Source organism: Maricaulis salignorans, from assembly GCF_900103475.1.
Lineage (GTDB): Bacteria > Pseudomonadota > Alphaproteobacteria > Caulobacterales > Maricaulaceae > Maricaulis > Maricaulis salignorans.
In genome coordinates, this window is the sequence record NZ_FNHG01000002.1 from 52329 (window position 1) to 65091 (window position 12763).

The 12763-nt window shown below is 63.1% G+C and carries 13 protein-coding genes; 6 read left to right on the top strand and 7 right to left on the bottom strand.

Features of this window, described 5'->3' with window-relative positions:
* The first annotated feature begins 27 nt into the window (after positions 1-27).
* Genes nadA through BLT42_RS02040 form a run of 4 tightly spaced genes read left to right on the top strand, consistent with a single transcriptional unit; the run spans position 28 to position 4069 of the window.
* Positions 28-1167 (top strand): quinolinate synthase NadA, encoded by a 1140-nt coding sequence (gene nadA / locus BLT42_RS02025; protein WP_233342293.1) that lies wholly within the window; start codon positions 28-30, stop codon positions 1165-1167.
* A gap of 3 nt (positions 1168-1170) precedes the next feature.
* Complete coding sequence (locus BLT42_RS02030) at positions 1171-2778, top strand: L-aspartate oxidase (RefSeq protein ID WP_091766050.1); 1608 nt, start codon at positions 1171-1173, stop codon at positions 2776-2778.
* An 8-nt stretch (positions 2779-2786) separates the two neighbouring features.
* Positions 2787-3635, top strand: a complete 849-nt coding sequence (nadC, locus tag BLT42_RS02035) for a carboxylating nicotinate-nucleotide diphosphorylase (protein WP_091766053.1) — start codon at positions 2787-2789, stop codon at positions 3633-3635.
* Between the two features lie 41 nt (positions 3636-3676).
* A complete protein-coding gene (locus tag BLT42_RS02040; protein WP_091766056.1) occupies positions 3677-4069 on the top strand; it encodes a VOC family protein in 393 nt (130 codons plus the stop codon).
* Between the two features lie 10 nt (positions 4070-4079).
* Here the strand turns inward: BLT42_RS02040 and BLT42_RS02045 are convergent, their stop codons facing one another.
* On the bottom strand, positions 4080-4685 hold the full coding sequence (locus BLT42_RS02045; protein ID WP_091766059.1) for a hypothetical protein: 606 nt from the start codon (positions 4683-4685) through the stop codon (positions 4080-4082).
* Positions 4686-4738: 53 nt separating this feature from the next.
* Entirely contained in the window at positions 4739-5293 is a 555-nt protein-coding gene (locus BLT42_RS02050) for a phosphoribosyltransferase (protein WP_091766062.1), read from the bottom strand.
* A 121-nt stretch (positions 5294-5414) separates the two neighbouring features.
* Between BLT42_RS02050 and BLT42_RS02055 the strand changes: the two genes are divergently transcribed.
* On the top strand, positions 5415-6425 hold the full coding sequence (locus BLT42_RS02055; RefSeq protein ID WP_091766065.1) for an alpha/beta hydrolase: 1011 nt from the start codon (positions 5415-5417) through the stop codon (positions 6423-6425).
* On the opposite strand, the gene BLT42_RS02060 is transcribed toward BLT42_RS02055, so the two are convergent.
* From BLT42_RS02060 to BLT42_RS02080, 5 genes are all read right to left on the bottom strand, one after another.
* The gene (locus tag BLT42_RS02060) at positions 6422-7066 is read right to left on the bottom strand and encodes a hypothetical protein (protein WP_143024011.1); all 645 of its coding nucleotides are present in this window, start codon (positions 7064-7066) and stop codon (positions 6422-6424) included. The genes BLT42_RS02055 and BLT42_RS02060 overlap by 4 nt on opposite strands.
* Before the next feature lie 192 nt (positions 7067-7258).
* Positions 7259-7603, bottom strand: a complete 345-nt coding sequence (locus tag BLT42_RS02065) for a hypothetical protein (protein ID WP_091766071.1) — start codon at positions 7601-7603, stop codon at positions 7259-7261.
* Between the two features lie 117 nt (positions 7604-7720).
* Positions 7721-8200 carry a response regulator gene (locus BLT42_RS02070; protein ID WP_091766852.1) on the bottom strand — a complete coding sequence of 160 codons (480 nt, stop codon included), beginning with the start codon at positions 8198-8200 and terminating at the stop codon, positions 7721-7723.
* 467 nt (positions 8201-8667) lie between these two features.
* Entirely contained in the window at positions 8668-10989 is a 2322-nt protein-coding gene (locus tag BLT42_RS02075) for an ATP-binding protein (protein WP_091766074.1), read from the bottom strand.
* A 111-nt stretch (positions 10990-11100) separates the two neighbouring features.
* Positions 11101-11571 carry an NUDIX domain-containing protein gene (locus BLT42_RS02080; protein ID WP_091766855.1) on the bottom strand — a complete coding sequence of 157 codons (471 nt, stop codon included), beginning with the start codon at positions 11569-11571 and terminating at the stop codon, positions 11101-11103.
* Between the two features lie 187 nt (positions 11572-11758).
* Here BLT42_RS02080 and BLT42_RS02085 point away from each other — a divergent pair, with 187 nt between their 5' ends.
* The gene (locus BLT42_RS02085; protein WP_091766076.1) at positions 11759-12745 is read left to right on the top strand and encodes a calcium/sodium antiporter; all 987 of its coding nucleotides are present in this window, start codon (positions 11759-11761) and stop codon (positions 12743-12745) included.
* Positions 12746-12763 lie beyond the last annotated feature (18 nt).

Here is a 12763-nt window from a genome sequence, read left to right on the forward strand (position 1 = left end):
AATGCTCAATTCGAGCAAAAGTGAGTGATGATGGAAATTCTCGACTTCACCCAAGGCCGCGACCGCCAGCCCGGCCATGACAGCTTCACCCCGGCCGCCAGTGATCGCCCCGCCCTGCCCTATACGGCAGAGGTCAAGGCCGCGACGGATCATCTCTATGAGCGCGTGAAAGACTTCGTCTCGCCGCTGGAATGGCCGGCCAAGGCGCCGCTGATCCACGCGATCAATGAGCTGAAGAAAGAGAAGAATGCCGTCATCCTGGCGCATAATTACATGACCGCCGACATCTTCCATTGCGTCGGTGATCTGATGGGCGACAGCCTGGCCCTGGCCCGCATGGCCGCGACCAGCGATGCCGAGATCATCGTCCAGGCCGGCGTGCATTTCATGGCCGAGACCGCCAAGATCATGGCGCCGGACAAGACGGTGCTGATCCCCGACACCCGCGCCGGCTGTTCGCTGGCCGCCTCGATCACGGGCGAAGACGTGCGCCGGATCCGCGCCGCCTATCCGGGCGTGCCGATCGTCACCTATGTCAACACGTCGGCCGAGGTGAAGGCCGAGTGCGATATCTGCTGCACATCCTCGAATGCCGTCCAGGTCGTCGAGAGCCTTGGCTCCGACACCGTCATCCTGTTGCCGGACGAATATCTGGCGAAGAATGTCGCCGCCCAGACCGATATCCGCATCCTGACCTGGAAAGGCTCGTGCGAAGTGCATGAGCAATTCACCGCCGAGGATGTGCAGGATTTGCGCGACGCCCATCCCGGCATCGTCATCATCACCCATCCGGAAAGCCCGCTGGAAGTGGTGCAGGCCGCCGATTTCGCCGGCTCGACCGCGGCGATGGCCGACTGGGCGAAGAAGAGCGGCGCCAAACAGGCCGTCCTGCTGACCGAATGTTCGATGTCCGACAATGTCGCCATCGACGTTCCGGAAATCGAATTCATCCGCCCGTGCAATCTCTGCCCGCACATGAAGCGCATCACGCTGGAAAACATCTATGACGCCCTGCGTCTGGAACAGCATGAGGTGATCGTCGACGAGGAGGTGGCGATCCGCGCCCGGGCCTCGGTCCAGGCCATGCTCGATCTGCCAGCGCCAAAAACTCCCGCGCATTTCGATCCGGCCAAGCCGGAAAAATTCGTCGAGATTGTCTCGGTCTAGGCGATGACCCGCCCCGTCCTCATCATCGGTGCCGGCATTGCCGGACTCTGGGCCGCGCTGAAGCTGGCACCGCGCAAGGTCGTGCTGCTGACCGGATCGCCGCTGGGTGAAGGCGCGGCCTCGGGCTGGGCCCAGGGCGGGGTGTCTGCGGCGCTGGCCGAGGACGATACGCCGGCCCTGCATGCCCGCGACACGATCGAGGCCGGCGCAGGTCTGGTCGATGCCGAGGCCGCTCATGCGCTGGCTGCGGGCGCCGCTGAGCAGGTGCGCGAGCTGGCAGCTCTGGGAGCGCCGTTCGAACGCGAAGGTGACGCTTGGTCCCTTTCCCGCGAAGCGGCCCATTCACGCCACCGCGTTGCCCGGGTGACCGGCGACGGGGCCGGTGCCGCAATCATGCAGACCTTGATCGCCGCCGTGCGCGCGGCCGGGCATGTCGAGATCCGTGATGGCTGGTCGGCGGCGGCCTTGATCGCCGGCGAGGATGGCGATTGTGCCGGCGCAATCGCGCGTTCACCCACGGGCGAAACCCTGGAAATCCAGGCCGATGAGACCATTCTCGCCATGGGCGGGGCGGGTGGCCTGTTCGCACTGACCACAACACCCGCCGGAGCCCAGGGCCAGGCGATGGCGATGGCCGCGCGCCTCGGTGCCGAAATCCAGGACGCCGAGTTCATCCAGTTTCACCCCACCGCGCTCAATGCCGGGCTCGACCCGGCCCCCCTGTGCACTGAAGCCCTGCGCGGTGATGGCGCGATCCTGATTGACCGGTCCGGCCACCGCTTCATGAAGGCGATTCACAAGGATGCCGAACTGGCGCCGCGCGATGTTGTCGCCCGCGCCGTGCATCGTCAAAGCCTCGCTGGCAAACACGCCATGCTCGATTGCCGCTTGGCGATTGGTGCCGCCTTCCCGTCCCGTTTCCCCGCCGTCTTCGCCGCCTGCCAGCAAGCCGGCATTGATCCGCGGATCGAGCCCATCCCGGTCGCGCCGACAGCGCATTACCATATGGGCGGGGTTGCGACCGATATTGACGGGCGAACATCCGTCGCCGGCCTGTGGGCCATTGGCGAATGTGCCTCGAGCGGACTGCATGGTGCCAATCGGCTCGCTTCCAATTCACTCGCTGAGGGGTTGGTGAGTGCCGCACGGGTGGCGCAGGTGCTTCTTCTTCCCCCGTTCACGGGGGAAGTGGCGCGGGCAAAGCCCGGGTCGATGGGGGCTGCCCCCGCCGGCAGTGCCCCCTCCGTCCGCTGCGCGGACACCTCCCCCGTGAACGGGGGAGGAAACTTGCCGCCCGCCCTTCCACTGCTCGCCCTGACCCGTCTGCGTCAGGCAATGAGCCGCCATTGCGGCGTCGAGCGTTCGGGTGCGGGATTGACCGAACTCGGCGGTTTGATCGAAGCCATGATCATCCGCCATGGCGAGGCCGATGCGCTGATCGCGGCGCGCTTCATCGTCGAAGGCGCGCTGGCGCGCACGGAAAGCCGCGGCGGCCATTTCCGCACCGACTTCCCGCAGACCGATGCCATCGCCCGCCACACCCGCCTGTCGCTCGCCGATCTGGCGCGCCCATCCCGCCCTGCCCTGGCCCATACCGCGCCTGCCGAATAGGACACGCCATGCCCGTCTCGCCCCTGCCCGATTTCATCGTCAAGGATGCCGTCACCCGCGCTTTGGCCGAAGACCAGGGCGGTCGCGGCGACCTGACCTCGCTGGCCTGTATCCCGGCCGGGCAAGAGGCGAAATTCTATTTCAAGGCCCGCGATGGCGGCGTGCTGTGCGGCCTGCAAGCGGGCATCGAGGCGATCTGGCAAATGGATCCCGACGCCATGATCAAATGCCATATGGCGGACGGCGATGGGCTCAGCCCCGGCGATATCATCGCCACCGTCAATGGCCAGGCCCGCGCCCTGCTGGCGGCGGAACGCATCGCGCTCAATTTCATGGGCCGGATGAGCGGCATCGCGACCTTCACCCGCCGCTATGTCGACGCCGTCTCGGGCACCAAGGCCCGCATCGCCCACACCCGCAAGACCACGCCGGGCCTGCGCGCCTTCGAACTCCAGGCCGTCCAGGCCGGCGGCGGCGCCATGCACCGTTTCGGGCTCGATGACGCCATTCTGATCAAGGATAATCACGTCGCCGTCTGCGGCGGCGTCGGCGCTGCCGTGCGCGCCGCGCGCCAGCATGCCGGCCACATGACCCGCATCGCCGTCGAGGTCGACCGGCTGGATCAACTCGCCGAAGCGATCGAGGCCGGCGCCGAAAGCGTGCTGCTCGACAATTTCTCGCTGGACGATCTCAAGGCTGCCGTCGCCCGGGCGGGCGGCCAGGTGACACTGGAAGCCTCGGGCGGGGTCAATCTCGACACGGTGGGCGCCATAGCGGCGACTGGGGTCGATGTGATCTCGGTCGGCGCGCTGACGCATTCGGCCCCGAATTTCGATATCGGGCTTGACTGGGACTGATCCCGGACCGACACGAGCTCTATCCAGGGAGGACTATCAGCATGTTCAATCACATCATGGTCGGTGCCAGCGACATCGAAAAATCAAAGACATTCTATGACGCTCTGCTCGCCACGCTGGGCGTCGGCGAAGCCATGCGCAATGTCGCCGCGACCGGTCATGTCCGCTATTTCTACCGCCATGACGGCAATACATTCGGCATCACCGAGCCGATCAATGACGAGCCGGCCAGCTTCGCCAATGGCGCCACGATCGGTTTCAAGTGTGACAGTCCCGAACAGGTGAAGACCTTCCACGATGTCGGAATCGCCCATGGCGGCACCTCGATCGAGGACGCACCGGGCCCGCGCACCGGCGCCATGGGCACGATGCACCTGTCCTATGTCCGTGATCCGGACGGCCACAAGCTGTGTGCGCTTTATCGCGAGAAATAGGGCGGAGGCGCTAGCGGGGGGAGATCTGCCCGGCGGGGCGCCCCTCATCCGGCTTCAGTAGATTGAAATTCAGAACATAGCCGGCCAGCACGATCAGATAACCGATGACGTTGAACCATTGCGTGCCGACGACGATGACCAGGGTCCCGAAAATGACGAGGATGGTCCCGGTCCGTGAGGCGCGGAAATAGGACAGGCTGGGCAGCAACAGGCCGAGATTGAAGATCGTGTTGGGGCCGAACACCATGAAGGGCTCCCAGATGACGGTCGTGGCGATCAGATGGCTGGCCAGGGCCTGTTTCAGCCCGGCATCGGTGATGCTCCAGAAGATGAAATCAATCACACACATGCCGATCACGAAGCCGATCCCGGCGAGCAATAGGGGAATGCCCATCAGGTGAATATTCTGCCTCGGCAGACGCCCGGCAAAAGGGATCAGAAACAATACGCCGACAATCAACAGCCAGTGCGCGTAATCGATCGGTGCCTGCTGCTCGGTGAAACCCGGGCCGAGATTGATCAGGACTTGCCCGGTCACGTAGATCACCAGTCCGGCGATAAACAGGATTCTGTCGATACGTTCGGGAAAGCGGGCTTCATCAGACTGCAGGATCATGCCTTCAGGACCTTTCCGGGCATCATTGGCAGGCAGCACACACGGCGCCCCCCCTATTTCGCCAGCGCCACCTTGCCCGCCTCGCCCTTCGCCGCGATCTCTTCCGGCGTCAGGCCGCAAAGCTCGTGCGGGAAGACGAGCCAGTCATCGGTCTCGTGCAGGAAGAAGTCCGGCTTCAGCTCGGTCTTGTTGCGGACGGGCTTGAAATACACGGTCGCGATCTTCGCCTCTGCGGGAAAATTCTTGCGGCATTTGGCGCGCAAGACCTTGAGCAGGGCCTCGATCGAACGGCCTGAATCGAACACATCATCGACGATCAGCAGCCGGTCATCGGCATTGAGCGTGTCGACCAGATAGCTCTCGCCAAACACCCGCACCTCGGCCTGCTGGCCAATGCCGGTATAGGAGGCCGTGCGGATGGCGATATGGTCGGTCGAGAGGCCGCGATATTCGAGATATTCCTGCACCGCAATGCCCACCGGCGCGCCGCCGCGCCAGACGCCGACAATATGGGTGGGCTTGAAACCGCTCTCATGGATCAGCCGCGCGAGGCGAAAACTGTCGGCGAGAAGATGGTTTGCGTTGAGATAGGTTTTGAAAGTGGCCATGCCGGATGCTGGCGTGATTTGGGGGTGAGGCTCAAGCGATGATGCGCCGCTGACAGCTGACACCTCGCCAAAACCGCGCGGGGCGGTAATGATACTCGCCACAGTTTCAGGAGCTTTCGCCATGCACAAATCCGCCGATTGTCCCCGGGGCCGCATCGTCCAGCACTGGATCGACAGCAAGGCCGTCGCCAACAACATGCTCGGCGATCCGACGCTGCGGCGGGTGGATGTCTATATCCCGGCCGGACATGACGGTTCCGGCCTGCCCTTGCTGGTCGATGTCGTCGGCTTTACCGGCGGCGGGCCCTACCACACGGCCTGGAAGAATTTCGGCGAGAATGTCCCTGAGCGCGCCGACCGGCTGATCGCCTCGGGCGAGATGGCGCCCTGCATCATCGCCTTCCCCGATTGCTTTACCCGGCTGGGCGGCAATCAATATGTCAACTCGATCGCGATGGGCAATTGGGATGATTTCCTGACGCAGGAAGTGCTCGGCTTTGTCGAGGGCGAATATGGCTGCGGCGGGGCTGGCAAGCGCGGCCTGTTCGGCAAGAGTTCGGGCGGTTATGGCGCCATGATGCATGCGCTGATGCATCCCGATATCTGGTCCGCGGCGGCGAGCCATTCCGGCGATGTCGGCTTTGACCTGATGTTCGCCACCGATTTTGCTCACACGCTGCGCCGGATCGCCAAGCATGGCGGCACGATCGAGAGCTTCATGGCCGCCTTCGAGTCCAGCCTCAAGCCGGCCGGCGATGATATCCACGCGCTGATGATCCTGGCGATGGCCGCGACCTATGACCCCGACCCGAACGCCTACCTCGGCATCCGCCTGCCCGTGACAATGGACACTTGCGAGCTGGACCCGGTGGCCTGGGAGCGCTGGAAGAAATGGGATCCGCTGGAGCTCGTCGAGACACGTGGGGAGGGCCTCAAATCAATGAAGGCGCTGTATATCGATTGCGGCGATATCGATCAGTATAACCTGGTCTATGGCGCCCGGCGAATGACCAAGCGGCTGACTGAAATGGGGATCAAACACGTCTATCAGGAATTCCCCGATGATCACTCATCGGTCGATTACCGCATGGATGTTTCCCTGCCGATCCTGTCGAAAGCCCTCTGCGACTAGGTGCGGACAAGTTTCTCGCGTCCGCCGCCCGTCATCGACCGCCAGGCCGACCCGAAACTGGTCGCGAAGACCACGATCAGGGCGCGGGCGATGATGGTGAAGAAGAGCAGCAGGATCTTGTCGTCGGAGACGACAAAGCGCACGCCTGACCGCCAGCGGCCGCCAATGGGCAGGTGCGCCAGCTGATCCTCGACCCAGTCGGCGGCGTTGAGCATCTGGTGCAGCCCGGCCTCCCAGAACAGGGCAATGGCGGAGAGCATCAGGATCGCGATCACGAAGGCGAGGAACAGGGTGGCGATGGTCGAGCCGATCTGGGCGATAATCCCGTCTTCTGCGATCTTGATCGTCGGTTGCGGCAGGACAGCGGTAAAGATACGGCCAACCAGCGCCAGCAGAACACGGGCGATAATGGTGAAGATCAGCAGGACAAGCTTGTCATCGCTGGCATAGATGCGGACCAGGTTATTGATCTTCTCCGGCAGCGGAATTGCGGCGACTCCGTCCTCGAGCAGGTCGGCACCATCCTGAACCCAGGAGAACCAGTCGGGCAGGTAGAACCAGAGCGCGGCCAGCATGATCATGGCCAGGATCATCGACACGAAAAGTGTCGCCGAGATTTTCCACAAACGCATTGCCAGCATGGTCATTTCCCCCGGACGCCGCCCGATCGCTCGTCTCAAGCCGTTCAGTCTAGGGTGCAATTGCGACAAGGTCTTGGCAAGACACGCCACAGGGGAAATCCATCCGGACCGGAATCCAGAAAGGGCGGCACCGAAGCGCCGCCCTTCTCGTCTGATCACATCGAATGCGTGTCAGAATTGATCCGGCCGGCTCTATTCGGCGGCCAGGATCTCGACGGTAATCACCGCGCCATCGGTCGCCCAGCCTTCGGTTGTCCAGCTATCGCCCACGGCAAGATCCGGATTCCAAGGGCCGCAGCTTTCCTGCACGCCGGTCTCGGTCGCCGCCGAAATGCACAATTGCTCACCCAGCGACCAGCTGCCGGTCACGCCGCGCGTGTCGGAATAGCTGCCGTCTTCGGAAAATGTCGCATCGAAACTGGCATCGCCGCCGGTCACGCGAACGGTATGGCCATAGGCATTGGACATATCACCGTCCGCGAAAGCGGCACCGGTCAGCGCCAGCAGCGCTGTTGCTGCCATCATCATCGTCTTCATAGAGATTTCCCCGTTTCATGATCCAGAATGGATCGGCGCCCCCGCGCGTGGACGCAGACTAGGGAATTCCCGTCTCAAGGGAAACAAGAATCGGCAAGGACGGGAAACCGGGGCCGGTCAGTCGATGTCGGAAAGCTCCACCGCTGCGCCCCCGTCGGGAACCTCAACGATCTGGACCCAGTATTCACCGATCGAATTGACAACACGCATCAGGCGGTCGAGCGAGACCGGTTTGACGATATAGGAGGAGGCTCCCAGGCCATAGCTCGAGAGAATATCATCCTCATTCTTGGAGGTGGTCAGCACGATGACCGGGATGTGGCGCAGTTCAGCGCTCGCCTTGATTTCCTCAAGCGCTTCACGGCCATCCTTCAGCGGCATATTCAGATCGAGCAGAATAATGCCCGGCAGCGGCTGGTCAGTCAGGGCCGCATAAGGCCCCTTGCGATTGAGGTAATCGACAAGCTGTTCGCCGTTCTCGAGGAACTCGACCGGATTGCGCAACCGGACCTCGTCGCAGGCCTCCTTGAACAACATGCGGTCATCGGGATCGTCATCCACCATAAGGAATGTGAATAGGCGGTCGGCATTGCTCATCTTGAAAAGCCTCATCGCGGCCACCGCGCGATCGCGGCTGTTCCATGCGGGCAGTTTCTCGCGTCACTGACGCAAGATCAAGGCGAATACCATGCGCGAACCTGTATCGGTCGCACACGCATGACCGGTATCACGGCGGCGCTTGCGGCCGGGCAGCCGTCGCCGGGCGGTCACGGCGCGCAGCATGATCAGAGCAGGGCGTGCCGGTCACGGCTCGCCCCGCCCGTCGCCAAACCTGAAAAACCACTCTAACCCATTGACGTAGGAACCTTTTTTCAAACCTCCCGCCGCACACCATCCGGCGCACCGCCCCCAGGATCGCGGCCCGCCGGCGCCGGGCGCCGCGATCAGTTGACGCCTTGACCCGGCAGACGCGCGCCGTAAACAACAACTGTAAATTGTTTGACGCAACGACAGTGCAGCATCGACCAGGCGCTGGATCGCCGGTCTGGGGCCGCCGCCGCTGGCTAGGCGTCGACCGTCTGGCGAATCGGCAGGGTGATGGTGAAAACCGCGCCGGCATCCGGCTCACCCCAGGCACTGAGCGTCCCGGAATGATGCTCGACGATCTTGCGACAGGTCGCCAGGCCAACACCGGTTCCGTCAAATTCCTCGCGCCCGTGCAGGCGTTCAAACATGCCGAATATCCGTTCGGCATGGCGGGCCTCGAAACCAATACCATTATCGGTCACGGCAATGCGTGCGACAGCCCCGGTCTCGCCGACCTCGACACTGCCCTCGATCAGGATTGAAGGCTGCACACCTTCGCGATGGAATTTCATCGAATTGGAGAGAAGGTTGAGGAATAGCTGGTGCATCTGGGTCTGATCGGCCTCGATCGCCGGCAGGGTGCCGATCCGCACATTGGCCCCTTCAGAAACGATTCGCGGCTCCAGATCCGAGATCACATCGGCCAGGACCTGGGACAGGTCGACCGGCTGGAACGTGCTCGTCTTCGAATTGACCCGCGAATAGCCAAGCAGGTCATCGATCAATTGCCGCATACGCGAAGCGGCATCGACCATGCGGTCCAGATAATGCTGACCGGTCTCGTCCAGCGAGGCATGATATTTCTTGTGCAGACGCTCACCAAAGGCCTGGATCTTGCGCAAGGGCTCCTGGAGATCATGGGAGGCGGCATAGGCAAATTCCTGCAATTCCGCATTCGAGCGCTTCAATTCCTGCGCATAGCGCAGCAGGACCAGCTCGTCGCGCTTGCGCCGGGTAATGTCCCGGAAGGTGACCACGCTGCCCGCTGCTGGATCATCCGCATCAATCGCGGATACCGAAAACTCGATCGGGATGCACTCCCCGTCCTTGGTCCAGAAGTATTCCTCGACACTCTCGTCCTGGGTGCCGGTGGCGATGGGACATTCATGTTCGGGATAGGGCGTGCCGTCGCGCCTGGAATGGTGGATGATCGGGTGCAGCGATTTCCCGATCAGCTCATCCTCGGTATAGCCCAGCATGTCGCAGGCACATGGATTGATGAAGGTCACGCGCCCGTCCCGGTCGATACCATACATGCCTTCAGCCACCGTCATCAGAATACGGCGAAATCTCTGTGTCGTTTCCTGCGTCTGCCGCGCACGATGCCGGCTGATCGTGCGATGGGTATTGAACAGAATGGCGATGAGGATGAAGCAGAGCGCCATCGCCACGGCGAAGACGCGCAGCACAGCGCGTGCCCGATTGACGCCGGCCAGGGCCTCGCCCAGCTCGATCTCGGTGATCGCACCAATTTCACGCGCCGGATCCCAGGCCCAGGCCCCCATGACCTGTATCCCCCGCGCATCGCGATACCCGATCAGGTCCGAGCCGCGATTGCCGGCCGTCACAGCCTGCGCCGCCGCTGTCAGGGGCCAGGTCGCATAGGGCGTGGCGGGAGCGTCGCCATTGGTCACATTCGTGCCGGGATCGCGAATTTCCAGATGCAGCATTGACGGATGCCCCTGCGCCAGCAGGCCAGCGGTCCGGAATTCCGGCGCGTAACGGGTTTCCGTCAGCAGGCGCCCACTGCGATCAACCGCATAGGTTTCGCCCGACAGGCCGGTCCGTCCGACCCGGAAGGTCGAGGAATATTCGGCCAGCGGATCAATGCGCAGGGCGAAATAGCCCCGCACGACCGTGCCCGACAGGATGGGCGCAATGGCATACATCGCCATTTCTTCATCCAGCCCCGTCCAGCCTGGATCACCATCCAGCGCCGGGACATCGACAATTTGCGGCCGGGTCAGGATGGAACGGCCCGCCCGCAGCCGATTGGTATCAACGAGGCTGAGTATCGGTGAGGGCTGGCCAAGGTCGGAATTGCGCACCGAGGCCAGGTTCACACCATTGGCACCGAGCACGTAGAAGCCCCGATAGCCATATTCGGTCAGCCATGGTCCCAGCGTCGTGCGCAATCTGGCCTGGGCCGGTGCCGCAGCGATCGATGACAATTCGGGGGTGTTGAGCAAGTCCTCAAGCGATTGCTGGACCAGATCACTGCCCGCCCAGACGGCTGCGTTACGCTCCTGGTGGACGGCCCATTCCTCAAAGCGCTGCATTGTGCTCGCCAGCACTGAATTCAGGGTCGCAGCATTGGTCTCGCGCGCAGAAGCCACGAGTGCACGGTCGCCCGCCATCACCGCCAGGAAAACAATCAGGATGAAGCTCAGCGCCAGGATCCCTGGCAGAATGAGACCGAACCAGCCATCGGCCTCGACCGCGCGCTGCCAAGGGGACACCGGCTCTTGCGGGCCGGTTGCCGGTTCGACTGGCGGGTTCGCCTCGGCATTGTCTTTCATTCGAATCGACCCCGGCCCTGCGAGCTTGGCTGCATCCTGCGAAAACAGTCCCCGGACCGCCACACAATTATCAAGACTAGCTGATTTTCACCATCAGCGCGCAAATTACACTCACCAATGCGGAATGCGCGCAGCGCCCTGATATATCTCCGCTATCCGCCGTTGCGTTCCGGCCGCAGTCCCGGCCGGCAAGTCCGCCGGGGAGAACCAGTCCACACATTCGATCTCGCCCTGGCTTTGCGATTCGCAATCCACCCAGCCGCGAGCCCTGTAGAGCAGGACGTGATCGCCGCGGAACGCCGTGTGATTCGCGAATATCCCGAGCAATTCCGGCGCGTCTGTCAGGCGGACACCGGCCTCCTCGGCCAGTTCGCGGCCCACGGCATCGATCGCGGTTTCGCCGACTTCAACGCCGCCGCCGGGCAGATGCCAGCCATTGATATAGGTATGACGGACCAGGGCGATGCGACCATCCGGCCGCTCCGCGACCGCGCGCACCCCCAGCGTTGCGCCGCGCGTCAGGCGCCAGCAGGCCTGCATGAAAGGGCGCGCAAAGGGCTCGATATGGGCTCGCCACCTCATACCGAAACCGGCGCTGGCCACTCAGGCAGCGGCGCGCTATGTACGGTCATTGCCCATGCTTTTCCGGAGACGTTTTCCATGTATGCCCTGATCGCTGTTGGCCTCGTTGTGGCCGTTTTCGCCCTCCTCAATCTTATCGAATATCGCCGCCTCGACTAAGTCCTGATCCGCAGCGCCCGGTAAATTCATGCACGCTATCCAATACGTCCCGCTGATCCTGGCCGGAATCGTCCTCCTGTTGTTCGGGGGCGACTTCCTCGTCCGCGGTGGCGCCGCGCTGGCACGCCTCTGGCGTCTGCCGAATTTGCTGGTCGGCCTGACCATTGTCGCCTTCGGTACGTCTGCACCGGAGCTGGTTGTCAGCGTGCAATCGGCCCTGACGGGCGCGCCCGGCCTGGCGGTCGGCAATATCGTTGGCTCCAATATCGCCAACTTCCTGCTGGTGCTGGGCCTGCCGGCCCTGTTCGGCACAATTCACACCACCACACCCGGCCTGCGCCGGAACGCGATTTTCGCGCTCCTGGCGGCAGCCGCCCTGATCGTCGTCGCCTGGGACCGTCAGATTACGCTGACGGAAGGCTGGATCCTGCTCGCGGCGATTGTCGGCTATGTCTCCCTGCTCGGACTTCAGGCCCGCAAGGCGACGGATGACCCGACTCTCGCCGAGCTGACCGATATCGAACATATGGACGGGCTGCCCAAAACCCTGCCCTCCATCCTTCTCGCCCTGGCCGGCGGTCTGATCGCCCTGCCGGTTGGCGCCCAGATGATTGTGACGGGCGGTATCGCTGCGGCACAGGATCTCCATGTCGAGCCGGCCCTGATCGGACTGACCGCTGTTGCCCTGGGCACATCATTGCCGGAGCTGGCCACAGTCGTCATGGCCTCGGTTCGCCGTCAGGCCGACCTGGCGATCGGCAATGTCCTCGGCTCGAATATCTTCAACGTATTCGCCGTCGGCGGCGCGACCGGCCTGGCCGCTGGCCTGACTGGCACGCCACTGCGAATTTCCGAGAGCTTCTTTGTGCTCGACTTCTGGGTCATGCTGGGCGCCAGCGTCCTGATCGCCGTCATCGTACTAGTGAAACGCCCGATCACGCGCGTCCTCGGCACCCTGCTCTTCGCCGGCTATATCGGCTATATCGCCGTTCTCGCCCGATCCGCCATGGGCTGATGCCCGGCGGATTGACCC